This is a genomic window from Sphingopyxis sp. GC21, assembly GCF_025727575.1.
Lineage (GTDB): Bacteria > Pseudomonadota > Alphaproteobacteria > Sphingomonadales > Sphingomonadaceae > Sphingopyxis > Sphingopyxis terrae_A.
Map to the genome: position 1 here is coordinate 3819559 of NZ_CP095845.1, position 25236 is coordinate 3844794.

A 25236-nucleotide genomic window follows, 5' to 3' on the forward strand; every position below is an offset into this window, starting at 1 on the left:
GCGCGCCGAATTTGGCATTTAACTAATTGATATATTTCGATAAATTCCTGTTGACCTGTATATACATTTAATGCTCTCTGAGGGAAATCGGCCAACCAACAGGGGGTTTCGCTATGATGATCAGAACATTTTTGCTCGCCAGCGTCGCGGCAGTCGCGGTCTTGGCAACGCCGGCACTTGCGCAGGACGAATCGTCAGGGCAGCCGCCCCTGGCCACCGACGCGCCGAATGGTTCGGACATCGTCGTGACGGGTTCACGCATCCGCCGCCAGGACCTCGCGGGCGTCGGACCCGCCACGGTCGTCTCGGCTGAGCAGATCGAGAATACCGGGATCGTCAACATCGAAACGGTATTGCAGCGCCTTCCCGCCAATGCAGGCTTTGCGGGCAACCAGACCTCGGCCTATTGGACAAGCAACGGCTATGGCACGGCGCAGGTGAACTTGCGCGGGCTTGGCATCAAGCGCACGCTCGTGCTGCTTAATGGTCGCCGTCTCGTGGCAGGCGGCACCGGCGCGAACTCGTCGCCGGACCTGAACATGATCCCGGTCGTAGCGCTGGCACGTACCGACGTGCTGAAGGACGGCGCGTCGGCAATTTATGGCGCGGACGCGATGGCGGGTGTTGTCAACCTGGTCACCCGGACCGATTATGAAGGTCTTGGCCTGAGCGCGCGCTATGGCATCACGGGCGAGGGCGACGGTTCCGATTTTTCCGCCGACCTGATCTGGGGCATCCGCAATGATCGTGGTGGTGTCATGATCGCCGCGACGTATCAGAAGACCAGCGCGGTCAATATGGCGACGCGCGCGCCCTGTTCGCTCGCTGAGGTCACGCCAGGTTCGCTATCGTGCGTCAACAGTGCCTCGACGATCGGCGGCCGCGCCGTGTTGCCCAACGGGCAACAAATCAACTTCAATCAAACTCCCGGCGGCGATGGCGACTTCTTCGAGCCGTACAGCGCGGCGAAGCATAATTTCAATTCGGCGCCCTTCCTCAACGCGGTCAGCCCCGTCGAACGCATCAGCACGGCCTTCTTCGTCGACTATGACCTCAGCGACAGCATCGAGGCTTTCGGCGAGTTTCTCTATACATTCCGCAAATCCAATCAGATTGCGACGCCGGGCACGCTCCGCAACCTGTCCATTTCGGCGAGTAATCCGACCAACCCAACCGGGCAGGACATCGTGCTCATCCAGCGCCGGCTTGCCGAACCAGGGCCGCGTCAATTCTTCCAGGAAACTGATACCTGGCAGGGTACGTTCGGCCTGCGCGGAAAATTGTCCAACGATTGGGCGTGGGAAGTCGCGGGGGCATTCGGACGCAACACGGCGATCGACGGATCGACCAACATCGCCAACCTCGAACGCATTCGCAACTCGATCGACCCGAGCAAGTGCAGCGTGACGGTTGGAGCTGCGATCCCCTGCGCTGACTATCTGGGCGCCGGCGACCTGACCCCCGAGGTTCTCGACTATATCCTTTTCACCTCGCGCGATCGCGGCGGCAACGAACTGGCGACGGTCACCGCCGATCTCAACGGCAGCCTGTTCAACCTTCCAGCTGGCCCCGTCTCCTTTGCGACAGGGGTCGTCTATCGCAAGGAAAAGGGCTGGCGCGATCCCGATCCGCTGACCGTGCTCGGTATTGCCAACACGAACCAGCAGGATCCGATTTCGGGTTCGACCACGGCGAAGGAAGCCTATCTCGAGCTGTCCGTGCCGATTCTCGCGGGCAAGCCTTTCTTCGAGGCGCTGACGCTGGACGGCGCGGTGCGCTATTCGGACTATAATCTGTTCGGCAGCGACTGGAATTACAAGGCCAGCCTCGACTGGATGATCAGCGACAGCTTCCGCCTGCGCGGGACCTATGGCACCGGCTTCCGCATTCCCAACGTGCCCGAACTTTACGGCGGCGTATCGGAAGGCAATCTGACCACCACCGATCCCTGTTCGCGCTATTCGACGAGCGGTAATGCGACGCTGATCGCCAATTGCCAGGCGTCGGGTGTTCCCGCCAACTATGTGCAGCTCGGCACGACGATCCTCACCACGGTCGGCGGCAACGAGAATCTGAAACCCGAAAGCTCGACGACCTGGACCGTCGGCACGGTGATCTCGCCCAAAGGGCTGGTTCCCGGTCTGTCGCTGACGGCCGACTGGTTCGACATCAAGATCAAGGATGCGATTCGCGCCATCCCCGGATCGACCAAGCTGTCGATATGTTATGCGAGCCAGAATCTGTCGCACCCTTTCTGCGACGATTTCACGCGCAGCCCGCTGACGGGCGAAGTGACCTTCCTATCCGCGCAGCCGATCAATACAGGGCGCGAGGAGATGAATGGCCTCGATCTGGGGCTCGTCTATGCGGGCGGCATCGGCAGCGTGAACATCTCGCTCGACGTCAACCTGACTTATCTCAACAAATATGTCGTTCTGCCGTTCCCCGGCGGCGACCCGATCGATTTCGACGGCTTCATCGGCGGCGGCAATGGCGGCTATCCCAAATGGCGCGGCTATGGCGTGCTGACCGCCGAGAAGGATGGCGTCAGCGCCACCTGGTCGACCCAATGGATCGGCAAGGCGACCGACTTCAATGCGGCGCCCGGCGAAATCGGCTACAGCACGCCGAACGTCTTCTACCACAATCTCCAGGTCGCCTTCGAGATTGACGAGAAGACGCGCTTCCAGGTCGGCGTCGACAATGTCTTCGATCGCAAGGCGCCCTATATCCAGAGCTTCACCGATGCGAACACCGACACGATGACCTACGATCTGCTCGGACGGCGCTTCTATGTCGGTTTCCGCACCGCCTTCTGAGGAACCAGGAGATGGCGATACGTTGGCCGCTGCTCGTTCGGCGAACGCATAAATGGCTGGCGCTGGTCGTGGGTGTCCAGGCTTTGCTCTGGACGTTGACCGGCTTCTACATGGTGGTCGTTCACATCGACACCATCCACGGCGATCATCTGGTGCGCTCCCCGGTGGCCCAGCCCTTCGACCTCGATGGCCTCGCAGCGCCGTCGAAGGTCGTCGCGGCCGCGCCGGGGGTGTCCGAAATCCGTCTCCAGCGCTTTTTCGGCCAACCGGTCTGGCGCGCCGAGACCCCTGAAGGCGCGCGCCTGTTCGACGCGCGTTCGGGTGCGCCGCTGCCTGCCCTGACCGAGTCCCAGGTCCGCGAACAGGCACGGCGCATCTACACGGGTGACGGCAAGATCGTCTCGGTGCGACTTTTGACCGAGGCACCTCAGGAAATGCAGGCGCGCAAGCCACCATATTGGCAGGTCGAGTTCGAAGGCTGGAACCGGCCGACGCTCTATCTGTCGCCGGCGACGGGTGAGCTCATCTCGCGCCGCCACGCGCTGTGGCGCGTTTTCGACTTCGCGTGGATGCTGCATATTATGGACTATGACGAGCGGACCGACGTCAACAATCCGCTGCTCCGCGTCGCGGCCTGGAGCGCCTTTGCGATGGCGCTCTCCGGCGCTTGGCTGCTGATCTGGTCTTTCAAACGCCGCAAAAGGAAGCAGGCATGAAACGCATCCGGCTGACCCCGCTCTTTTTCCGGCGTATCCATAAATGGGTGGGGCTGATCCTCGGTCTGCAGTTCCTGCTCTGGGCGCTCAGCGGTTCGGTGATGGCGCTGCTCGACAAGGACAAGGTCGGAGGGCACGGCGGCGGCATGTCGCACGCGCACGCGCTGCCCGCCGGCGAATATTTCGATGTCGCCGCCCTACCGCGCGGCGAACCCGTCACTGGCGTGGTTCTGCGCGATCTCGGTGCGCGGCCGGTCTATGAGGTCCGCGCCGCCGGGGGCACACGCCTTGTCGATGCGACGAGCGGCGAGGATATTCGGGTCGACGAGCAGGTCGCCCGCGATGTCGCGGCGATGATGAACGAGGCGCCGATCCGCAACGTAAGTGTGCTCGCCAAACCCAATCTTGAATCGCGCGACCATGAAGGCGCGATGTGGCGCGTCGATTTCGCGGACGCCGAAAACAGCAGTGCCTATGTTTCGCTCGACACCGCCCGTTTCCTGGTGATGCGTGGCGATACCTGGCGGACATGGGACTTCTTCTGGATGCTCCACAATATGGATTATATCAACCGGAAGAGCTTCAATCATCCGCTGATCATCTTCGTCGCCTTCGGCGTACTCTGGCTTTCCGGAACCGGCTTCTACCTGCTGTTCAAAAGCTTCAGTCGCGCCGATTTCCGCTGGCTACGCCGTCGCAAACCTGTGGTTGTCGCTCGAACCAGCTGATCGGCGTCAATCGTCGATCGAGAAGGCGGCCGACAGTTCGAACCGGGTGCCGGGGTGTGTCAGCCAGGCATGCGACACGAGACGCGACCGGCTCCATGTCCGGCGCGTCATCTGGAGTACCGGTTCGCTCGCGGACAGCCCTAACATGCCGCGCATTCGTTCGTCGGGCATCGTCGCACAGACACGGTGCTCGACCCGTTCGAGCGGCGCGATGCACGTCAGATATTCGTTCGGTGTCATCCGTGTGAAGTCGAGCGTGCCATAATCGGGCGCGATCGACGCGAGGACGAAACGCTCCTCGATCTGAATCGGGAATTCGGCCTCGTGATGGACGATGATCGAATGGAATAATTTGGTCCCTACCGAAACTTCGAGCAGCGCCGCCGTGTCGACATTGGCGCGCTCTTCCCGGTTCTGGATCACGCGGGCACGATAGGCATGACCTCGCTCGCGGATTTCCTCGGCGATGTTGCGGATTTCGATCATCTGGCCGATCGGCCTCGGCTCCGCGATGAACGAGCCACTTCCAGCGCGCCGCACGACAACTCCGGCAGCCTGTAGCTCGCGGAGAGCACGATTCGCCGTCATGCGCGAAACGTCGAATTGTTGAACTAGTTCTGCTTCCGAGGGAACACGGTCGCCTGGTTGGAGGCGACCATCGCGAACGGCGTCGGAAATACTCTGCTTGATAACAACGTAGCGTGGTGTCGATTCATCACCGGCATGGTCGAGGGAAGGCATTGCCTCTCGGGGCTTGGGCATTGAAACTTTGGGCTTCCGAGTGGGCGAAGGACTCATAGGTCGTCTATACAACTTCACGGTTTCCCAGCTAGTTAAAAGAGAAGGCTGCCAATCGTCGATGTCGCAACGAAATGACGAGCGTCCTTGTCCGCTCGTCGAGCGCAGCGGCGTGCTCCTTTTTTTCAAAGAAACCTGGCTCGGCAAAGGTGGCCGGGGAACATCGCGATGGCAAAATCAGGCCGGCTGCTCCCTGTGTCTGTTTCGTCGACCGGCTCATAGGCTGCTTCTAATATATTGCTGGTCTGGGCGACCACATACCCGCCGGCTGAGAAGCCTATGACACCAATCTTATGGGGACCGATCTTGAGTTCGTCGGCGCGCGAGCGGACCAGGCGGATCGCACGCTGCGCGTCCTGTGGTGCATGGAGGTGCTTGATGGGCCGCTTTACATTGCCGCTAGCACCAATCCGCGGAGCGGTTTGTGTACCGGCCAATTGAGTTGAGAAGACAGTGAGACTAGTTGGAGGCATGGATGATATATCGGGCAACGAGCGGCCATCTGTTCGCGCTGGCAGTGCCCGCGAAGTATTTGCGGCCTTCCTGAAGCTCGGGGTGACGTCGATTGGTGGGCCGATTGCACATCTGGGCTATTTTCGTGACGAGCTTGTCATCCGTCGTCGCTGGATCGACGACAGCGGTTTTGCCGAGTTGCTGGCGCTCTGTCAGTTCCTTCCTGGCCCCGCCGCGGCGGCGGGGATGCTGGTTCTGGCGTCGCCTGTGACGCAGATCGGATTCATTGCGCTTGGCGCTCTTTCCGGGCTGCTTGTTTGCACGCCGAAAGTCCGGTCCAGCATAGGGAATGGCGGGTGGATTCCGACGCGCAGAGCCAGTTTCCTGATGCTGACGGGGGCTGCCACTATTCTTCTCCTTCTCCCGGTTGCCGGGCGGGGCGGCTCGCTCTTCGAGCTTGCGGGTATTTTCTATCGCGCCGGGGCGCTCGTATTTGGGGGCGGTCACGTCGTTCTGCCGTTGCTCCACGCTGAACTGGTCCCGGGTTTCGTGGACGATACGGCTTTCCTGACCGGTTATGGCGCGGCGCAGGCTCTGCCAGGACCATTGTTCGCACTGTCGGCCTATCTCGGAGCCGTCGGCTCACCGGATGCGCCACTCGCAGGCGGACTGATCGCCATCGTCGCAATTTTTCTGCCAGGGCTGTTGCTCGTCGCGGGCGCGTTGCCGTTTCGCGCGGCGATCGCAAAAAATGCTCGCGCGCAGGCCGCGATCATGGGGGTCAATGCGGTCGTCGTCGGCATTCTGGCGGCCGCGCTTTATGACCCGCTCTGGACGTCCGGCGTAAAATCTTTCGCCGATGCTCTAATAGTGCGCGTCGGATTGCTGATTGTGCTGCGATTTCGCTGCCCTCCGCTCGCGCTCGTTGCTGGGACCGTTGGAGCCGCGCTGGCACTTGCAGTCATATAGTTGCGATACATAATCTCGGACGCGAATCTGGCGCGAACAAGCTCGGAGATGAAATAATGGGGATGGCGCATCCCTGCGGTACGAATGGCGGTTGATGGCTGCTCGGCATTTTACCCAGCTGTGCCGGCATCATCCGGTCTCGCAAAAGATGCGAGATTTGCCGCCGGACCAGATGATTTTGCGCTGGATCTATCGCTCCCTGTAATCGGGCAGCAACGGCGCGTCTGCGGCAATCGGATGCCGCTCGAGATCCACTATCAATGCCTTCATCTTATCAATTTCCCGAACCTGCGCCTCGATGATGCCATCGGCGAGCTTGCGGACCCTGGGATCGCGAATCTTCGCCCGTTCGCTGGTCATGATGGCGATCGAATGATGCGGGATCATCGCCTTCATGTAGGAAACATCGTCGACGGTTTGCTGGCTGCGAACGAGCCATAACGAGGTTGCGAAGACGATCAGGCTGGCGGCCACGATGATCGCATTCATTCGGCGGTTATTGTACATCGACCACATGAAGCCAAGCATGATGATGGCCATCACGGCGCCCATATAGACCGCCATCCAGGTTCTCGTCTGGCTGTAGTAAATATGATCGAGTGCGTAGCTGTTCAGATACATCAGGCCGAACATGACAATGGTCGACGTCGCGATCATCGCCGCAAACCGGCCGTAGCTCGATCCATGCTTTTTCATGTCGCCGTTCATGGCTCTTGCTCCTTTCGTATGATGCGGCAAAGCAATTCCGATTGCGGGTTATGGAATGAATGCCGGACGACCGAACTCTGTTCCCTTTCGGCGATCATTCTTCACCGCGAGTCGCGTCCTGGTGGGCCAGTTCTCGATCCGCGAAGTTCTTCCAAATGCTGACCGATCTTGCCGGATTCCAGTCTGAACACTGACGGATGGCTAGTGGCCAATGGCTGTGATCCTGGCGCATCTCGTTTACAACGAGAGGGGTGACCAATGAGTAAGGGCATTTATCTCATTCGAGGAGTCGGCGGCGGACCTGCTCCTTTTCAGCGTGGCGTTTACGCTGCCAGATCAGTGGTTCGAAGCATTGCTGCGCCGCGACGGAGCAGGCGATCGATTTCGTTCGACGTCCGCTGCACAGCCAACTTCAGAGCTTCGTCGATGTGGACATAGTCTTGCGTGACATTCTGCGACGCATGGCCGAGCATGGCGCGGATCGTAAGTTCGGAAAAACCAAGATCGCCGGCGACGCTGCCGAACGTGTGCCGAAGCGTATGCGGAGTGACGCCCTTTATTCCCGCAAGACCGCAAACCCGTTTGAGGCATTCGCTAACGGCGGTGAAGGGCCCGCTTCCCACTGCCGATGGAAACATGTGGGGATTGCCGGCAATGCCGGCTTGCGCGACGAGTACTCGGATCGCGGCAGGCCCGATGGCGCGAATTTGCGCGCCGCCTTTCGTGTCCGGAAAGGCCACATATCCACGATCTGCATGTAGCCAGTCGTGATGCATAGCCTGCGCTTCCTGTCGGCGATATCCAGTCAGCAGCAAGGTTCGCAACACGCCGAGCGCAACCGGATTCTCGCCATTGATCTCGGCGTAGGCAATCGCCTTCCCGAGCAATTCGAGTTCCGTGACGCTAAGCCGCCGCGTCTTCTTTTTCCCGGCAAGCTTTCTTGCGCCATGCGTCGGGTGAACCTCCAGCAGGCCCTTGTGCTTGGCATGCGCGATAATCGCCTGAAGAGTGCCAACGCACCGCCCGGCAACACCGGGGCCACCGGTCGCTTTGCCGCCACGTCCTCCGGTTCGCGGCTTCGCGGTCTTTCCGTTCTTCACGTCTGTCTGCATCTGCTCGACATCTGCGATCTTCAGATGCTTGACCACGCGCTTTCCGAGCAAGGGAATGATGTGGGTCCGAATACGACTATCGTCCATGTCGAGCGATGAAGACTTAATGGGAAGGTTCTTCCGGCCGAGAATGTTTCCGGCGCGGGCTTCCGTGATATACCAATCACACATCTCCGCGACCGTCATCGCATTGCGCGACTGACGAGCGTCATCGGCCGGATCTTGTCCGACTATGACGGCGGCCAGTTTGAGCCGGGCCAGATCGCGCGCCTGTTCAACCGTGAGAACGCCGAAACGGCCGAGGTTCATCCGGCGCTGAATGCCCTCTGCATTGCGGTATTGAACGATGAAGGTCTTCAGGCCCGATGGGAGAACGCGAAGTCCGAATCCTTTAATCTCGGTGTCCCAATAGATGAGCTGTTTCGAGGCCGGCGAAATGACCGCGTCGATCGTGCGTTTTGTCAACTTGCTCGTCGGCATGCTATTAATCCCCTTGCTGACAAAATCTCGGATCGAGCCATTGTCAGCAAATTGTCAGCGCTGTACGGTGTTTCAGCGGCTAGGCGAGGATAGGGCGTCGTAGGATAGATATCAAGAAAAGAAGCAATTATAGGGCGATAGCGTAGAAAAAGAAGAAGCCGAAGCGAATCGCGTTCAAGTTGCCAAGGTTGGGGTCGAGGGTTCGAATCCCTTCGCCCGCTCCATTCTTCGCTGACATCGGAATTTCAACGGCGGGCCGGTCAGGCCCACGCTTCGCGGTACAGCGCCTCGATGGTCGCGGTGTCGGGGATGCGGGGATTGTTGCCCGGCGATCCCGATGCGAGCGCTTGTTCGGCCATCAGGGGCAGCAATTCGCTCCAGCGCGCTTCGTCGATGCCATAGCTTTTGGGGGTGGGGACCGCGAGGTCGCGGTTGACGTCTCGTAGCGCTTCGACCAGCCGCGCCACGGCCGCCTGGTCGCCTTCGCCCTCTGCCGCGAGCCCCATCGCGCGCGCGCAGTCGGCATAGCGCGGCAGCGCCGCCGGTGCCGACCAGGCGGTGACGGCGGGGAGCAACATCGCGTTCGACAGGCCGTGCGCGACATGGAAATGCGCGCCGATCGGGCGACTCATGCCATGGACCAAGGCGACCGAGGCGTTCGAAAAGGCGATTCCGGCCTGCAGCGACCCCGCCATCATCGCCTCGCGCGCGGCGCGATTGCCGGGTTCGGCGCAGGCGGTACGCAAATTGGGCCAGATCGCACGCATCGCGGCGAGCGCCATGCCGTCCGAGAAAGGATTGGCGAGCCGCGACACGTAAGCCTCGATAGCGTGCGTCAGCGCGTCGATCCCGGTGTCGGCGGTGAGGCGCAGCGGCTTGGTCAGGGTGAGCTCATAGTCGACGATCGCGATGGTCGGCAGATAGGCGAGGCCCGCGCACAGCATCTTTTCGTCATTGGTCTCGTCGGTGATGACCGTCACGCGGGTCGCTTCGGATCCGGTGCCGGCGGTGGTCGGGATCGCGACGATGGGCAGGGCGGGGGCATCTTCCTGATGCGGCACCTTGCGCGCGCGCATCGTGCCGCCGCGTACGGCGAGCACAGCCACCGCCTTCGCTGTATCGATGGGACTGCCGCCGCCGAGCGCGATCACACAGTCATGCGCGCCTTCGGCGACAAAGCCGTGCGCCGCCTCGACCGATGCGACCGTGGGGTCGGAGATGACGTCGCAATAGGCGCGCGACGCAATCCCTGCGTCGTCAAGGATCGCGAGCAGCCGCTCGAGCGTGCCGTTTTGCGCCAGGAAGGGGTCGGTCAGGATCGCCGGAGCGGCAAGGCCGAACTGGGCGAGCGCCGCCGGCAGCTCGGCGATCGTGCCGCCGCCGATGCGGATCGACCGCGGCAGGAAGATCGAGGCCATGGTCATGCTCCTTCGCGCCGCAGCGTCAAAACAGGCCCGGCAATTCGCGCTGCGCGGCGCGGGGGTCGGCCGGCATCAGCATCTCCGGCGCGGCCGGTGCGGCGGCGAAGCTGCGCGCGGCGATGCCGGCGGATGCGCTTGCGATGTGCGCCGCGCAGCTTTGTCCCGACAGGAAATCGATTGCGGCGCGTACCGATGCCTCGCGCACGTCGCCGAGCGGATAATCGAGATCGTCCGCGGCCGCACAGCTGTTCGCTATCTTGGGCGCCAACCCGGTAAAATAGTCGCTCGGCCCGCTCGCATTGCCCGTCGAAAAGGCGATCACGCGCATCCGCTCGTCGCATTCACTTTTGTCGAGCGCGATCTGGCCCACCGGCTTGCCATAGGTGTTGCTGCCGACGAGCGTCATATTGGTGCCGAGCCAGGGCAGCATGCCGTTGATGACGAGTTCGCTCGCCGACGCAGTCGATCCGGTGCCGATGAAGGCGATGCGCGTCGGCGCGATCGACTGCGTGGTCGGCGTGAAATTGTGGGTCTCATCGTTCGCGGATTTCGACGCGCGAAAGCTGGTCCGCGAAAAGACGTCGCTTGCCGCGCGGTTGCGGCCGAGCAGGTCCCCGAACAACTCTGCGGTCGCCACAAGGCCGCCGCCATTGTAGCGCAGATCGACCACGACATTGGTGATCCCTTGGCTGCGGAAATTCAGAAAAGCGTCCTTCAACTGATCATTGGCCGAGCTGATGAAGGTCCGCAGATTGATATAGCCATAGCTCTGGCCGCCTTCGGTGATCACCTTGGCGCCATAGCGGTCGGACACGGGGTCGATATTATAGTCGGCCTTGGTGACGCTGACATCGCGGGTGCCGCCTGCATCGCTGATCCGCAGCAAGCGCGTAACGCCCGGATCGCTTGGCCCCAGGGCATTGGTGATGCCCGCGGTCCCTTCGCTCGCGACGATGTCGGCGACGCTGCGCAGATTGGCGGCGCTGGTCCCGATCGCCAATATCTGCGTGCCGCGATCGATCCCGGCGGCGAGGGCGGGGGCGCCTTCATAGGCTTCGGCGATAATCACGCGCTGGGTCGAGGGATCGTAAGTCAGGCGGACGCCCAAACCGGCGCTCGACCCGCTGTTATAATAGGCCTCTTCTTCGGCGATCGAGGTGACGTAAGTGAAATAGCGATCCTTGCTCTGCGCTCGCGCAGGCGCCACCAGCGCGTCGATATAATCCTGCACCGTCGAATAGCTGGCCGGATTGACGTTCGTCGCGACATCGTTCGGGAAGAGATACCATTCGTCGATCACCGACTTGGCAAAGGACTGCTGTGCCGACAGACCGCAGCTTGCGGGCGTGGGGGTCGGGCTGGGTGTCGGGGTGACCGTTACCGGCCCGCTCCCCGCCGTGCTGCTACCTCCTCCTCCGCCGCACGAGGCAAGCATCAGCGCCGCCATCGTCAATGCGGTCAGCGGCACCCTCGGTTTCGCCATGTCCCTACTCCCCTTCGTCATGCTCCGGCGCGCTATCGCCGCGTCCTTTGAACCCTTGCGCGATCACATATAGCTCGGGCGACCCCTTGCGGCTTGCAGGCGGCTTGGCATGTTTCACGCTCGCGAAATTCTGCTTGAGCAGCATCAGCAATTCGCGGTCGGCGCCTCCGGCGAACACCTTGGCGACGAAGGCACCGCCGGGCAACAGCGTCTGGACCGCAAAATCGGCGGCCGTCTCGGCGAGAGCGATAGTACGCAGATGGTCGGTCTGCGGGTGGCCGACGGTGTTGGCCGCCATGTCCGATATCACGAGGTCGGGCGCACTGCCGAGCGCCTCGATCAGCGCGTCGGGGGCAGCATCGTCCATGAAATCCATCTCGAGGATCACAACGCCTTCGATCGGTTCGCAGGCGAGCAGGTCGATACCGGCGACGCGCGCGCGGGGGTTGGCCTTGCGTACCACCTGCGACCAGCCGCCAGGCGTGATGCCCAGATCGACAACCGCACGCGCCTTCTTGAGAAAGCCGAATTTGTCGTCGAGCTCGATCAGCTTGTACGCGGCGCGCGACCGATAGCCTTCGGCCTGCGCGCGCCGCACATAAGGGTCGTTGAGCTGACGCTGCAGCCAGCGCGTCGAGGATGCGGTGCGCCGACGCGCGGTCTTGACGCGCTCGTGCAGTCCGCCGCGCCCGCTTCCGCCCCCGCCTCCGCCCTTGCGTCCGCTCATTTGCGATACTCGCGCCGGGTGACTGGAATGTCGCGCCCCTGCATCGCCAGCGTGCGCAATATCCCTTCGCGAATACCGCGATCGGCAACGCCGACGCGCAATGCGGGCCACAGATCGATGATGCTTTCAAGGATCGCGCAGCCCGCGACGACCAGATCGGCGCGTTCGCGGCCGATGCACGCGATTTCGGCACGGTCGTCGAGGCTCGCCTCGGCGAGCCGGCGGCTGATGTCGCGCATTGCGTCGGTGGGAACGACCAGCCCGTCGACCGCGCGCCGATCGTACCGAGGCAGATCAAGAAAGACGCTCGCCAGGGTCGTTACCGTGCCGCTCGTGCCGAGCAAACGCAGCGGCTGGCCTTCGTAGCACTTCACCCGTTCGGCGAAACCGGCGAAGGCCTCGCGCGTCACCGCGCGCATATGGGCATAGCTCGCCTGCCGGGCCGAGAGATTATCCTCAGCTGGCGGCGCATGTTCGGTCAGCGAGACGACGCCCCACGGCACGCTGATCCAGTCGCGGATCGCAACATCATGGTCGGATATATCGACGTGCATCAGCTCGGTCGAACCGCCCCCGATGTCGAAGATCAGCGCCGGACCGTCGCCGGGTTCCATCAGATTGTGGCAACCCAGCGCGGCAAGTCGCGCTTCCTCGGCGGCGGAGATGATGTCGAGTACGATACCGGTTTCGCGGCGCACCCGGTCGGCGAGCTCGACCCCGTTGGCGGCGCGGCGGCACGCCTCGGTCGCCACCGCGCGCGATAGGGTGACATGGCGGCGGCGCAGCTTGTCGGCACAGATGGCGAGCGCGGCGACGGTGCGGTCCATCGCGGCTTCGCTGATCCGGCCGGTGCTGTGCAGCCCTTCGCCGAGGCGCACGATACGCGAAAAAGCGTCGATGACGACCAGTTCGCCCTCCTGCGGGCGCGCGATCAGCAAACGGCAATTATTGGTGCCAAGGTCGATGGCGGCATAGCTGCGCGGTCGTACGACCGGCACGGGCCGCGGGGGCGGTGCCGTCTTGTTTCGTCCTTTTGCCGCCTGTCCTGACCGCGGCGGTCGGCCCGATGGCGCTGCCATTTGCCGCATGATTTAAATGACCTGTCTCAACTCACCCACCCGCGATCAGCCGCGGGTGTGCACTTGGGACCGAACCTAGGCGCGCCCCGCCGCGATGGCAAGGCGCATGGCGCAGCAAAACCCCGCCCGGCGCGGGGCCGGACGGGGCAAGGGAGACTGTTTTTTGTTGGGGCTCGGGCCTGCCTTAGCGACGGCAGCCGTCATTGCCCTTGTCGATGGCGCGGCCGGCGATGGCGCCGACGGCGCCGCCGATGATCGTGCCGACGGTGCGGTCGCCACGGCCGGCGATTTCATGGCCTGCGAGGCCGCCCGCGATCGCGCCGATGATGGTGCCGCCGGTGCCATTGTCGCACTGGCGATAATTGCGGCGGTCGTAGCGACGATCGTAGCGGCGGTCGGCTCGATAGTCGCGGCGGTCATAGCGGCGCTCGTAACGGTCGTGGCGACGGTCGTCGCGACCATAGCCGCTGTAATAGGTGCCATAGCTGCCGTCGTAATAGCCCTGCTGGGCGGCGGCCGGCGTCGCCACGCCCAGCGTCGCGGTCGACATCAGGGCGGCGAGGGAGAGCGTCATCATCTTTTTCATCGTCTTTCTCCTTCAATCTCTTGCGTCTGCCCGGTGCGGGCGGTGGGTCGATGAAAGGGTTTTGCCCGATTCGTCTTGAGGGAAGCCTGAACGCCATTGTTGGCATTTGTTCAGCTTCGCGCGCCGGACACCGGGCTTGCCTGCGAGGAAGGTTCGGGCCTATCGCCGCGGCGATGCGCCGCCTTCTCTCCGCCGCCGCCATCTTCCTTTTGCTTGGCCCGCTGCCCGGAACCGAGCAGCGGCTGCGTGTCATGGACCGCACCTCGCAACGGATCGAGGCGCGGCCCCTGGTCTATCCGGCGGGGCAGACCGGAACGCTGCGCTTCGTGCGCGGCTGGCAGCTCGTCAGCCCCAATGCCATGTTCGGCGGCTTTTCCGCGCTGGCGCTGACCGGCCCCGACCGGTTTCAGTTAGCCGGGGATAACGGCGTCCTGGTCCGCATGACCCTGACCGAAGACGGCCGGCCGCGCGCCGCGCACATCGGCACGATTCCGTCACCGGCCGGGCCGTCCCCGACCGGCGGCGAGCGCAACAAATCGCAGCGCGACGTCGAATCGATGCTGGTCGACCCGCTAAGCGGCCGGACCTGGCTGGCGCTAGAAGGGCTCAATCAGGTCTGGCGGCTCGATCCGGCGCTGACGAAGATCGAATCGCGCCGCGCCTTGCCCGAACCGGCCTGGCCGTCGAACAGCGGGCCGGAGGCGATGGCACGGTTGGCCGACGGCCGGACCCTGATCTTTTCCGAAGACGCGCACCGCGATCCGCGGGGACGAGAGGCGCTGCTCTACACGGGCGACCCGGCCGCACCGGGGCCGGCGCCGCTGCGCTTCTTCTATGAGGCAGAAGGAAAGGGGCTGGTCAGCGATGCCGCGCCGCTACCCGACGGCCGCGTTCTGCTCGTTCACCGGCGGCTGGGCCTCTCCCCGATCTTCACGACGATCCTCGCGATCGTCGACCCCGCCGATATTGCGAAGGACGCTGTCGTCCGGTCGATGGCGATCGGTCAGGTTCCGGCGCCGCTCGCCGACAATTATGAAGGGGCGGCCGTTATGCGGAGGGATGGCCGCACGTTCGTCTGGCTCGTCGCGGACAATAATTTCAACGCCTGGCAGCGCAGCCTGCTCGTCGAATTCGAACTCGTCGACCTGCCGGGCAGCAAAAAGGCCGCGCGGTAAACCGGCGGCCTTTTGTCGCAGCACGTCGAAGGACGAATCAGGCGGCCTTTTCGGCCAGCTTCTTCGCGACTTCCTTCTTGATCTTGCGGGCGTTGTCCGAAAGCAGATTGTCGCCGGTCTTCATCAGCCAGTTGTCGAGGCCGCCATTATGTTCAACCGAACGCAGGCCGTGGGTCGACACGCGCAGCTTCACGCCCTTGCCGAGCGCGTCCGACAGCAGCGTCACATTCTGCAGGTTGGGCAGGAAGGTACGCTTGGTCTTGTTGTTGGCGTGGCTGACATTGTGGCCAACCTGGCGGCCCTTGCCGGTCAGTTCGCAAATGCGCGACATCGTCTTCTTCCTCACAAAATCTGGGCGGCGTGCCGGTTGGCGCGAAAGGCGCCGAAGGGACCGGGTGGGCCGGGAAAGGCGCGCGCTTATCGGCTTGCCGGAGATTCGTCAAGCGATTAGCGGTAGGAAATGCCCTCTTTCCCCCTTCCCGAACCCATGCGCCGCGCGCTCGACCTTGCCCGGATCGCCGCAGATTGGGGCGAAGTGCCGGTCGGTGCGGTCGTCGTCAAGGACGGTGCGATCGTGGCCGAAGGCCATAACCGCCCGCGCGAATCGCACGATCCCACCGCGCATGCGGAGATTGTGGCGATTCGGGCGGCCGCGGCGAAGCTCGGCAACGAGCGGCTCGACGGCTGCGACCTCTATGTCACGCTGGAACCCTGCGCGATGTGCGCGGGTGCCATCGCCCATGCTCGCATCGCGCGCCTCTATTATGGCGCCGACGATCCGAAGGGCGGGGCGGTCGCGCATGGTCCGCGCGTCTTCGCGCAGCCGACGATCCATCATCGCCCCGAAATCTACGACGGGATCGGTGCCGGTGAAGCGGCGATGTTGCTCCGCGATTTCTTCGCGGCGCGTCGCTGACCGTCAGAGCCCCAGCAATTGATCGACCCATTGCGGTACCAGCTGCGTTGCCGGTCCCTGCCGCGCCTCGTCGAACCAATAGCTGCCCTGGCTCGGCTCCATATTGAGCTCGAGCGTGCGGGCACCCGCCTGCCGCGCCTCGCGCACGAAACCCGCGGCGGGATAGACCGCGCCGGAGGTGCCGATCGAAACGAACAGGTCGGCGCGGTTGATGGCGCGATATATGTCGTCCATCCTATAGGGCATCTCGCCGAACCACACGACGTCGGGGCGCAGATAGCCGACCAGGCCGCACGCCGGGCAGGCGGGCCGGTCGATCAACGTGCCGGACCATGGGCTGCGTCGGTCGCACGCGGTGCACCACGCGTTCAGATGTTCGCCGTGCATGTGAATCAACCGCTTCGCGCCCGCGCGCTCGTGCAGATCGTCGACATTTTGCGTGACGATCAGCAACTCGCCGGGCCAATGCGCGTCGAGCCGTGCCAGCGCAGCATGGGCGGCGTTGGGCTGTTTGGTCTGGATCGCGGCGCGGCGCGCATCGTAAAAGCGGTGGACCAGATCGGGATCGCGGACGAAAGCTTCGGGCGTCGCCACATCCTCGACCCGATGCTGTTCCCAAAGCCCGCCGCCGTCACGGAAGGTGTCGATACCACTTTCGGCCGACACGCCCGCGCCGGTCAGGATCACGATGTTATGGACGCCGCTCATGCGGCCTCTCTATCGAGACGCAGTGGCGGCTTCATCCTTTTTCATCAATCCGGCCCGTGCCGGGCGAGCCGCGCCTCGACTTTGCGCGATCGGAAGCGCTAAGGGGGATGGGGTAAGGGGACGCGTCATGACGAGCATCGGCATCATCGGCAGTCAGGGACGGATGGGCGTCGCGCTCGCCGCCGCGATTTCGGAGGCGGGGCAGCGCAGCTGCGGCGTCGACAAGGGCGGCGATGTCGCACGGCTCGTTGCCGCCGCCGATGTGCTCGTCGATTTCTCGTCGCCGGGGGCGCTGGAGGCGACGCTCGACGCCTGCATTACCGCAAGGAAGCCCATCGTCATCGGCACGACGGGGCTTGAGGAGCGTCACCATTATCTGATCGACGATGCCGCGAAGGATATCGCGGTGCTCCAGACGGGCAATACTTCGCTTGGCGTCACGCTGCTTGCGCATCTGGTGCGCGAGGCGGCGGCGCGGCTCGACGCCGATTGGGATATCGAGGTGTTGGAAATGCATCACCGGATGAAGGTCGATTCGCCGAGCGGCACCGCCCTGCTGCTTGGTCAGGCAGCCGCCGAGGGGCGCGGCATCAGCCTCGACCGCTGCTCCGAACGTGGCCGCGATGGCGTCACCGGGGCGCGTGGCCATGGCAAGATCGGCTTCGCATCGCTGCGCGGCGGGACCATCGCCGGCGACCATGATGTCATCTTCGCCGGGCCGGAGGAAATGATCACTCTGTCGCATCGCGCCGAAAACCGCATGATCTTCGCGCGCGGCGCGGTGCGGGCGGCGCTGTGGCTGATCCACCAGCCGCCGGGTCGCTACACGATGCCGCAGGTGCTCGGCCTCTGAACGGGCTTGCGGCGCGCCGATTTCGGCGTATTGCTCTCCTAATACGGCATCGCTGCCAAAGTTGAGGGGAGATATCGCGATGAACCCAGCCGCAGAAACCGCGGGCTACATCGACAGCCTCGGGCCGCAGGCGCTGGCGAAGGCGGCCGCCTATACGCACGGCAATCACTGGCTGCTCTTGTGGGGCTTGCTCGTCGCGGCGGCCGTGACCCTGCTTTTCGTGCGGCTGCGGGTTCTCGATCGCATCGATACGCGTCTGGCGCGGCGCGGCTGGGCACTGCGGACCTGGGTGCTGTGCGCGGTCTTCTTCCTGCTTTCGGCGCTCGTCACTCTGCCGTGGGACATTTACACCGGCTGGATTCGCGAGACCGCCTATGATCGCACCAGCCAGCCGCTCGGCGACTGGCTCGGTCAGGCGGCGATCTCGACCGTCATCACCGCGCTGCTCGGCGGGCTCTTCTTCCTCGGCGTCTATGCGCTGATCCGGCGCACGGGCAAGCGCTGGTGGATCTGGTCGGGCGGGCTGGCGGCGATCGCCATTTCGGCGTTTCTGCTCGTCGCGCCGATCGCGATCGAGCCTTTGTTCAACAAATATACACCGGTTCCCGATGGGCCGGTGCGCGATGCGCTCGTCGAGATGGCGGCAAAGGCCGACATACCCGCTGACCGTATCTATATGTTCGATGGATCGCGCCAATCGAACAATTTCACCGCCAATGTCTCGGGCATCGGTCATTCGGCGCGCATCGCGATCTCGGACGTTGCGATCGGCAAGGCCTCGCTCGACGAGGTGCGCGCGGTGACGGGGCACGAGATCGGCCATTATGTGCTCGGCCATATCTGGCGCATGGTTTTCGTCTTTGCGGCGCTCGCGGTGCTGCTTTTCTTTTTGGCCGACCGGCTCTTTCCGCGCCTCGCACGGCTGTTCGGCAGCGATGCCGAGATCGGCGATCCGCGCGGCTTTCCTGTGCTGATTTTCTTCCTGTCGCTGTTCGGCCTCGTCACCCTGCCGATCACTAACACGCTCATCCGCATCGACGAGAGCGAGGCCGACCTTTATTCGCTCAAGACCGAAAACCGGCCCGATGCGCTTGCCACCGCGCTCGTCAAGACCGCCGAATATCGCAACCCGCGCCCCGGCGCGGTCGAGGAGACGATCTTTTACGACCATCCTTCGGTCGAACGGCGCGTGCGCGTCGCGATGGACTGGAAGGCGGCGCACCCGCCCGCGGCCGAATGAAGAAGGCCGACATCTTCGAATTCTATCGCCGCCTTGCCGAACTCAACCCGAGTCCGGAAACCGAACTGGAATTTGGCAACACGTACCAGCTGCTCGTCGCGGTGGTGCTGTCGGCGCAGGCGACCGATGTCGGGGTGAACAAGGCGACGCGGCGACTGTTTCAGGACGTGAAGACCCCGCAGCAGATGGTCGACCTTGGCGAAGACGGCCTCAAACAGCACATCAAGACGATCGGGCTGTTCAACGCGAAGGCGAAGAATGTCATCGCGCTCAGCGAAATTCTCGTCCGCGACCATGGCGGCGAAGTGCCCGCCGACCGCGATACGCTGGTCGAATTGCCCGGCGTGGGGCGCAAGACCGCCAATGTCGTCATGAACTGCGCCTTCGGGGCGGAAACCTTTGCGGTCGACACGCACATTTTCCGCGTCGGCAACCGCACCGGCCTTGCGCCCGGCAAGACGCCTCTCGCGGTCGAAAAAAAGCTCGACAAGGAAACGCCGCAGCCCTTTCGCGTCGGCGCGCACCACTGGCTGATCCTGCACGGTCGTTATATCTGCAAGGCGCGCACCCCCGAATGCTGGCGCTGCCCCGTTGCCGATCTGTGCCGTTACAAGCCCAAGACGCCCGCCCCGAAGGGCTGGCAGGCTCCCTGATAGCGCGTCCGCCGGGCGGTCAGGCGACCGGCCCGACGCGCGGATCGGGATCGAGCCGTATCCGCGGCAATGCGCAGCCACTCAGCTTCGCGAACAGGCGCGGGACGAGGGCGTGGCGCTGCGCCCAGGCCCAATAGGCCTGATAGGCGGGATCGCCGAGCAGATGCTTTTCCTCGGTCTTGGCGCGCCAGTAATAGACGCCGCTGACCGCCGCGAGCAGGATGGTGTTGCGCACCGCGTCGGCGGCGCTGCCAGATGTGACGAGGAAGGGCAGCGAGCCGATCCACCAGCTCAGATTCTTCGACACATAGGCGGGGTGCCGCGTGAAGGCATAGGGGCCGTGGGTGATGACGCCGCGGTGGGTCAGGTTCGAAAAGCGGATGCCGAACGCCATCGTCGCCCAGGCGTAGATGCCGACCAGAAATACCAGCGCCACGCCCCACAATGTCATCAGCGTGTCGTGCCCCTGAAGCCAATAGCCCCAGTCGGACCCGTTCACCGTATAATCGAGCGGCCCGCCGTTCATCAGAATGAAGGGCGGGTAGCAGACGAGCGCCGCGACCCACGCCATGCCATAGGGATTGGCGGTGCGGATATGCGCGTCGAGCGGCTTGAGGGTCAGGATATAGCCGACGGTCGCGACATGGACATCGACCAGATAGAGCAGGTTGATCGTCCAGATGCCGGTCATATAGGGATTGGCGAGGACGTCGCGCATCGGCACGCTGGCCAGTGACGAGAAATTGCCCGGCACGATCGACAGCATGAAGGCGGTGAAGAACCCCTTCACCGCCCAGGCGCGCAGATGATGCGCGATCGCGCGCCCATCGACGGGCTGGGCGCGGCCCGACTGGCGCGGCGCGATCAGCCAGCGTCCGAACTGGTAACAGCCGTCGCGCGGTTCGACCATGCGGCGGTCGAGCCACAGCATATAGGGCACCGATACGAGCAGCAGCCACGGCACCACCCGTTCGAGCAGGTCCATCGAGAAGGCGTAATTGCCCTCCCAATAATAGCGCATCACGGCATAGAATCCGGCGATCAGCGCCCAGGTCGTCCACAGCCCGGCGATCTTGGTCAGGCTGATGTCGACCGTCTCGCGCCACGGGCGGCGCAGCGACCAGTCGATGCCGGTCGACGGATTGCGGTGCACCTTGTCGACGAACAGCGACCACAGCACCATCGGAACGCCGCAGGCAAGGACGCTGGCGATCGCCGAATTGGGGCCGTTCATCGGCCCGCGCTGTCCCCAGTCGACGCCCAGATAGGCCGCGATTTCGGGCGCGTAGCGCGCGATCAGCAGATAGGAAAACAGGCCCAGGATACCGACGATCCCGACCCCGGCGCTGACCGCCGACCGGGGGCGCGAAGCGGGCGCTTCGATGGCGTCAGCCGCCGTCTCGGCGGCCGCCGGAACGGCAAGATCGGGCATATGGGTCACCCCCTCGTCCTAGGCCGAAATGGTAAGCAAGCCGTCAACGATAATCCCCGATTCGCGGCGAAAATGCCGCCCGATCGATCATAGTTGCGACGGTTTGACACCGTTCACCGCGAGTCAGGTTCGATTCAACCCGACTCGGCCGCTGAAGAGTCGCGATGCCCCGCCGGCGCTGGTAAAGGCCCCACCAAGTCGGGGCGGAGGGCTCCATCAGAACAACAAGACGGGGTCGTAGCTTGTCTTCCCAATCGACGGGTCTGCGCCATTGGCGCCAGCGTTTTAATGCGCTGTTCCAGGACCATGAAATCTTCATTCGCACGCACGGCCATGTCCGGTTTCTGCGTATTAGCGCCGTTTGGCAAAAGCGCGTTGCGCTGATCGCTGGCGCGGTGCTGCTCGCTTGGGCTGCGATTACGCTCGCCGTGTTCGTCAACCAGCTGCTCACCGCCGACGAGCGCGCCGAAGTCGCGCAGAAGCAGGCGGCTGCCGCGGCTGCCGAGCAGCGCATCGCGCGCTATCGCGACCGCGTCGGCGAAATCGCCGCCGACCTCGACGAGCGGCAAAAGCAGCTCGAACAGTGGCAGCAGGATTATTTCGGCAACGAAGCGCTGCCCGCGCCGGCGAAGGCGGCCGATGGTGCAAAAGCCGACGGCGACGCCGCGACGCCGCTCAAGACCAGCGCCATCGATCCGCGCCTGCCCCCCGAAGCACAGGCGCTCGCGCGCATCGAGGCGCGGCAGGAGGCCTTTTCGTCGCGCCTGCTCGCCGCGGTCAACGCCCGCGCCGCCAAGGCCGAAAGCGCGGTCGCCAAGCTCGGGCTCGATCCGCGCGCGCTCGTTCGCGACGCCTCGTCGGGTCGTGGTGGTCCGCTCATCCCCTTCCAGCGCCGCGGCGGCAATGCGGGCGCGCTCGGCACCAGCTTCGCCGCGCTCGAAGGCGCGCTGTTCCGTATGGAAGTGTTCGAACGCACCCTCGTCGCGATTCCTTCGGGTCAGCCGGCGCATGTGCTGATGCTCTCATCGAGCTATGGCTATCGCAGCGATCCCTTCACCGGCGCCGGTGCGATGCACGCGGGGCTCGATTTCCCGGGGCCGATCGGCGCGCCGATCCTCGCCGCCGCGCCCGGGCGTGTCAGCTTCGTCGGCCAGAAGTCGGGCTATGGCAATGTCGTCGAGGTCGATCATGGTCAGGGTATCCTGACCCGCTACGCCCATTTGTCGGGTTTCAACGCCAAAGTGGGCGACCGCGTCACCGCGGGGCAGCAGATCGCCCGCATGGGCAGCACCGGCCGCTCGACCGGCAGCCATTTGCATTTCGAAGTCCGTTTGAACGGGGTCGCGGTCAATCCGCGGCGTTTTCTGGAGGCCAAAGCCGATGTTCTCAAAGTCAAAGACGACGCCCGACAGCGGGTCGGCGCCCTCGCTTCCGCCGGTGCCCGCTAAGATGGCGACCGGCGCCCGTCATACCACTTTCTCGATCATCGGGTCGGATGTGGTCATCACCGGCAATGTGTCGGCCAGTGTCGACCTGCACGTCGACGGCAAGATCGAGGGCGACTTGAAATGCGCCAACCTCGTCCAGGGCGAGGCGAGCGAGATCAAGGGCGGTGTCGTCGCCGAGACCGCTAAGCTTGCGGGTCTGGTCGACGGGTCGATCGAGGCCAAGACGCTGATCATCCACGCCAGCGCGCGGATCACCGGCGACGTGACCTACGAAACGATCACGATCGAAAATGGCGGCAAGGTCGACGGCAAGCTGTCGCACCGCCGCGCGGGTGCGGCCAAGGCGCCTCCGGCGCTCGAAGTCGTCGGCGAAAAGCCGGCCTCGTTCGGCGCCTGACCGACCGCGATTTTCCGGTCGGCACGATGGTGTGCTGGCAATGGGGCCGCGGCGAAGGTCGCGGCGTGATCGCCGAGCGCTTCGACCGCCGCGTCGAACGCACGATCAAGGGTAGCCGGATCGTGCGCAACGGGAGCGCGGGGAATCCCGCCTATCTGATCGAAATGCTCGACGGGCGCTGCGTGCTCAAGCTTGCGAGTGAACTCGCGCCGGCTTGACCGCGGGCGGCGATTGGGGGGCAGGGGGGATCTGCCCAACTTCGGGTCTTGCGCGCCCCCGCGCAGACGCCATAGTCGCGAACCATGCGCACCCTTACCGCTCCGCTCGCCCTCGCCGCCGCCTTGCTGGCCGCCGCGCCCGTCCATGCCAAACCCGCCGATGCGGGTACCGCGAAAAAGATCCTGATCGACAGCGTCGCGATCCCGACCGTCGCGGGACGCGGCAAGGTGCCCGAACTTGCGGCCTATTATGCCGAGGTGCTGAAGGCGGCGGGCTATGCCGACAGCGACATCGTCATCACCCCGATGGGCGAAACCGCGACCTTCGCCGCCACGCTGCAGGGAACGACGAAGGAAAAGCCGATCCTGCTGCTCGGCCATATGGATGTCGTCGAGGCCGACGCGAAGGACTGGACGCGCGATCCGTTCGTGCCGGTCGAGGAGAATGGCTATATTTTCGGGCGCGGGTCGGAGGACAATAAATTCGACGTCGCGATGATGGTCGCCACCATGGCGCAGCTCAGGAAGGACGGCTTCAAGCCCAAGCGCTCGATCATCCTGCTGCTGTCGGGCGACGAGGAAACGTCGATGATGACGACGCGTGCGCTCGCCGCCAAATATAAGGGCGCCGAACTCGCGCTCAACGGCGACGGCGGCGGCGGCCTGATCGGTGAAGACGGCAAGGCGCAATATTACGCTCTGCAGGCCGGCGAAAAAACCTATGCCGACTTCACGCTGGAGGTCACGAACCCCGGCGGTCACAGCTCGCGCCCGTCGCCGACCAATGCCATCGTTCAATTGTCGAATGCACTCGCCAAGGTGGGCGCCCATCATTTCAAGCCGCAGCAGAACGAACTGACCAAGGTCGGTATGCCGATTGTTGCCGATCAGGTCGGCGGTGCGATCGGCGCAGCGCTCAAGACCTTTGCCGCAAACCCCGCCGACGCGGCGGCGATCGCGACGATTACCGCCGATCCTGAATATGTCGGCCAGATCGGCACCACCTGCGTCCCGACGCTGGTCAACGGCGGTCACGCCGAAAACGCCCTGCCGCAGCGGGCGACCGCCAATATCAACTGCCGCATCTTCCCTGGCGTGCCTGTCGAGGCGGTGCGCGCCGAACTCGAACGCGTGATCGCCGACCCCGCGGTGGCGGTGAAGCCCGATCCCGACGCGAGCGCGAGCGACGCCTCGCCGCTGCGCCCCGATGTCATGGCGGCGGTGACGAAGGCCGTCCATGGCCGCTTCCCGGGCCTGCCGATCATACCGTCGATGAGCGCAGGGGCGACCGACAGCTATCATTTCCGTATGCTGGGCGTTCCGAGCTATGGCGTCGCGGGTCTGTTTTCGAAGGCGAGCGACAGCTACGCGCACGGGCTCAACGAGAGGGTGCCGGTCAACGCCATTCCCGGCGCGCTTGCGCATTGGGACAGCCTGCTGCGCGACCTGGCGAAATAATCGTCCGAACCTATGCCGTCGCCCCCGCCCGCGCGGGGGCGACGATTATATGAGCGCCGCCACCGCCCGCTCGACCATCGCCGCCGCCGCATCGGCGCCGAAGCTGCTCGCGTCGAGCGACAGTTCGAGCCACAGCCCGTCGACCATGGCGGTAAGCAGGATCGCGAGCTGGTCGGGGTCGCGCGCGCCGCACGGCGCGAGCAGGTCGCGCAGCCGGGCGCGATAACCGGCATAGCTATCGGCATGGATGGCCGCCATGCGCGCATCGCTGCGCGCGAGCGCCCAGAAAGCGGTCCACGCGCCGAGCAATTGCGGGTCGGTCACCGGCGGGCGGAAGCTGGCAGTCAGATAGGCGGTCAGCCGCGTGTGCGGATCGGGGCCCGCCGCGTCGGTGGCGGCGGCGAAGACCGCATCCATCCGGTCGCTCGTCGCCTGATAGGCTGCGGCGATCAGATCGTCGATGCCGCCGAAATAATGGCGCAGCAACCCGGGCGACACGCCCGCCTTCGCGCAGATCGCGCGGACGCTCGTTCCCGCCAGCCCAAGCTCGGCAAGACATGCCGCGGTCGCGTCGATCAGGTCGGCCCGGCGGGCGTCGGCACTTTCGCGCGTAAAGGCTTGGCGAGCGGCGGTCATATTGTTATACATGTGTATAACAA

Annotated in this window: 26 protein-coding genes; 13 read left to right on the plus strand and 13 right to left on the minus strand. The window is 64.1% G+C overall.

All coding sequences use genetic code 11. The features are described 5' to 3' along the window. The first annotated feature begins 113 nt into the window (after positions 1-113). From MU856_RS18465 to MU856_RS18475, 3 genes are read left to right on the plus strand one after another with little or no spacing between them, the layout of a single operon-like run. A complete protein-coding gene (locus MU856_RS18465) occupies positions 114-2819 on the plus strand; it encodes a TonB-dependent receptor domain-containing protein (RefSeq protein ID WP_003046355.1) in 2706 nt (901 codons plus the stop codon). Positions 2820-2830: 11 nt separating this feature from the next. Continuing rightward, on the plus strand, positions 2831-3535 hold the full coding sequence (locus MU856_RS18470) for a PepSY domain-containing protein (RefSeq protein ID WP_186401281.1): 705 nt from the start codon (positions 2831-2833) through the stop codon (positions 3533-3535). Further along, on the plus strand, positions 3532-4263 hold the full coding sequence (locus MU856_RS18475) for a PepSY domain-containing protein (protein ID WP_003046347.1): 732 nt from the start codon (positions 3532-3534) through the stop codon (positions 4261-4263). The genes MU856_RS18470 and MU856_RS18475 overlap by 4 nt, the downstream gene beginning before the upstream one ends. A gap of 6 nt (positions 4264-4269) precedes the next feature. On the opposite strand, the gene hutC is transcribed toward MU856_RS18475, so the two are convergent. Both hutC and MU856_RS18785 read right to left on the minus strand, forming a co-directional pair. Beyond that, positions 4270-5004 carry a histidine utilization repressor gene (hutC, locus tag MU856_RS18480; RefSeq protein ID WP_051066410.1) on the minus strand — a complete coding sequence of 245 codons (735 nt, stop codon included), beginning with the start codon at positions 5002-5004 and terminating at the stop codon, positions 4270-4272. A gap of 182 nt (positions 5005-5186) precedes the next feature. Further along, on the minus strand, positions 5187-5534 hold the full coding sequence (locus tag MU856_RS18785; RefSeq protein WP_156001166.1) for an alpha/beta hydrolase: 348 nt from the start codon (positions 5532-5534) through the stop codon (positions 5187-5189). Between MU856_RS18785 and MU856_RS18485 the strand changes: the two genes are divergently transcribed. Beyond that, positions 5533-6483, plus strand: coding sequence for a chromate transporter (locus tag MU856_RS18485; protein WP_186401280.1), 951 nt, complete (start codon positions 5533-5535; stop codon positions 6481-6483). The two genes, MU856_RS18785 and MU856_RS18485, sit on opposite strands and share 2 nt — an antisense overlap. 189 nt (positions 6484-6672) lie before the next feature. On the opposite strand, the gene MU856_RS18490 is transcribed toward MU856_RS18485, so the two are convergent. The 7 genes from MU856_RS18490 to MU856_RS18520 form a co-directional block, all read right to left on the minus strand. Next, positions 6673-7191 (minus strand): DUF305 domain-containing protein, encoded by a 519-nt coding sequence (locus MU856_RS18490; protein ID WP_003046339.1) that lies wholly within the window; start codon positions 7189-7191, stop codon positions 6673-6675. A 323-nt stretch (positions 7192-7514) separates the two neighbouring features. After that, entirely contained in the window at positions 7515-8783 is a 1269-nt protein-coding gene (locus tag MU856_RS18495) for a tyrosine-type recombinase/integrase (RefSeq protein ID WP_186401279.1), read from the minus strand. Between the two features lie 260 nt (positions 8784-9043). Then, a complete protein-coding gene (locus MU856_RS18500) occupies positions 9044-10201 on the minus strand; it encodes an iron-containing alcohol dehydrogenase (protein ID WP_263588147.1) in 1158 nt (385 codons plus the stop codon). Positions 10202-10226: 25 nt separating this feature from the next. Continuing rightward, a complete protein-coding gene (locus tag MU856_RS18505; protein WP_263588148.1) occupies positions 10227-11687 on the minus strand; it encodes a S41 family peptidase in 1461 nt (486 codons plus the stop codon). A gap of 4 nt (positions 11688-11691) precedes the next feature. Then, the gene (locus tag MU856_RS18510; protein ID WP_062901190.1) at positions 11692-12414 is read right to left on the minus strand and encodes an RlmE family RNA methyltransferase; all 723 of its coding nucleotides are present in this window, start codon (positions 12412-12414) and stop codon (positions 11692-11694) included. After that, complete coding sequence (locus MU856_RS18515; RefSeq protein WP_082819843.1) at positions 12411-13502, minus strand: Ppx/GppA phosphatase family protein; 1092 nt, start codon at positions 13500-13502, stop codon at positions 12411-12413. The genes MU856_RS18510 and MU856_RS18515 overlap by 4 nt, the downstream gene beginning before the upstream one ends. A gap of 175 nt (positions 13503-13677) precedes the next feature. Next, positions 13678-14079: a glycine zipper 2TM domain-containing protein gene (locus tag MU856_RS18520; protein ID WP_062901188.1), complete on the minus strand. Its 402-nt coding sequence runs from the start codon at positions 14077-14079 to the stop codon at positions 13678-13680. Positions 14080-14252: 173 nt separating this feature from the next. Between MU856_RS18520 and MU856_RS18525 the strand changes: the two genes are divergently transcribed. Further along, on the plus strand, positions 14253-15254 hold the full coding sequence (locus tag MU856_RS18525) for an esterase-like activity of phytase family protein (RefSeq protein ID WP_186401278.1): 1002 nt from the start codon (positions 14253-14255) through the stop codon (positions 15252-15254). Positions 15255-15291: 37 nt separating this feature from the next. On the opposite strand, the gene rpmB is transcribed toward MU856_RS18525, so the two are convergent. Further along, on the minus strand, positions 15292-15585 hold the full coding sequence (gene rpmB, locus MU856_RS18530) for a 50S ribosomal protein L28 (protein ID WP_003050690.1): 294 nt from the start codon (positions 15583-15585) through the stop codon (positions 15292-15294). Between the two features lie 129 nt (positions 15586-15714). On the opposite strand from rpmB, the gene tadA reads away from it, so the two are divergent. Continuing rightward, positions 15715-16170: a tRNA adenosine(34) deaminase TadA gene (tadA, locus tag MU856_RS18535; RefSeq protein ID WP_062901186.1), complete on the plus strand. Its 456-nt coding sequence runs from the start codon at positions 15715-15717 to the stop codon at positions 16168-16170. A gap of 3 nt (positions 16171-16173) precedes the next feature. Here tadA and MU856_RS18540 read toward each other — a convergent pair whose 3' ends face one another. Continuing rightward, a complete protein-coding gene (locus tag MU856_RS18540; protein ID WP_234179268.1) occupies positions 16174-16878 on the minus strand; it encodes an NAD-dependent deacylase in 705 nt (234 codons plus the stop codon). Positions 16879-17005: 127 nt separating this feature from the next. On the opposite strand from MU856_RS18540, the gene dapB reads away from it, so the two are divergent. The 3 genes from dapB (at position 17006) to nth (ending at position 19624) form a co-directional block, all read left to right on the plus strand. Further along, positions 17006-17731 carry a 4-hydroxy-tetrahydrodipicolinate reductase gene (gene dapB / locus MU856_RS18545; protein WP_062901184.1) on the plus strand — a complete coding sequence of 242 codons (726 nt, stop codon included), beginning with the start codon at positions 17006-17008 and terminating at the stop codon, positions 17729-17731. A 79-nt stretch (positions 17732-17810) separates the two neighbouring features. Then, entirely contained in the window at positions 17811-18971 is a 1161-nt protein-coding gene (locus MU856_RS18550) for a M48 family metallopeptidase (RefSeq protein WP_062901183.1), read from the plus strand. After that, positions 18968-19624 (plus strand): endonuclease III, encoded by a 657-nt coding sequence (nth, locus tag MU856_RS18555; protein WP_062901182.1) that lies wholly within the window; start codon positions 18968-18970, stop codon positions 19622-19624. The genes MU856_RS18550 and nth overlap by 4 nt, the downstream gene beginning before the upstream one ends. Positions 19625-19643: 19 nt before the next feature. Here nth and MU856_RS18560 read toward each other — a convergent pair whose 3' ends face one another. Then, on the minus strand, positions 19644-21056 hold the full coding sequence (locus MU856_RS18560; RefSeq protein WP_263589002.1) for a methyltransferase family protein: 1413 nt from the start codon (positions 21054-21056) through the stop codon (positions 19644-19646). A gap of 242 nt (positions 21057-21298) precedes the next feature. Here MU856_RS18560 and MU856_RS18565 point away from each other — a divergent pair, with 242 nt between their 5' ends. From MU856_RS18565 to MU856_RS18580, 4 genes are all read left to right on the plus strand, one after another. Beyond that, positions 21299-22504 carry a M23 family metallopeptidase gene (locus MU856_RS18565; RefSeq protein ID WP_062901181.1) on the plus strand — a complete coding sequence of 402 codons (1206 nt, stop codon included), beginning with the start codon at positions 21299-21301 and terminating at the stop codon, positions 22502-22504. Between the two features lies 1 nt (position 22505). Continuing rightward, a complete protein-coding gene (locus MU856_RS18570; protein ID WP_086457467.1) occupies positions 22506-22901 on the plus strand; it encodes a bactofilin family protein in 396 nt (131 codons plus the stop codon). 26 nt (positions 22902-22927) lie between these two features. Continuing rightward, entirely contained in the window at positions 22928-23119 is a 192-nt protein-coding gene (locus tag MU856_RS18575) for a DUF2945 domain-containing protein (RefSeq protein ID WP_062901179.1), read from the plus strand. 84 nt (positions 23120-23203) lie between these two features. After that, positions 23204-24577 (plus strand): M20/M25/M40 family metallo-hydrolase, encoded by a 1374-nt coding sequence (locus tag MU856_RS18580; protein ID WP_263588149.1) that lies wholly within the window; start codon positions 23204-23206, stop codon positions 24575-24577. A 45-nt stretch (positions 24578-24622) separates the two neighbouring features. Here MU856_RS18580 and MU856_RS18585 read toward each other — a convergent pair whose 3' ends face one another. Next, positions 24623-25213 carry a TetR/AcrR family transcriptional regulator gene (locus tag MU856_RS18585; RefSeq protein WP_263588150.1) on the minus strand — a complete coding sequence of 197 codons (591 nt, stop codon included), beginning with the start codon at positions 25211-25213 and terminating at the stop codon, positions 24623-24625. Between the last annotated feature and the right edge of the window lie 23 nt (positions 25214-25236).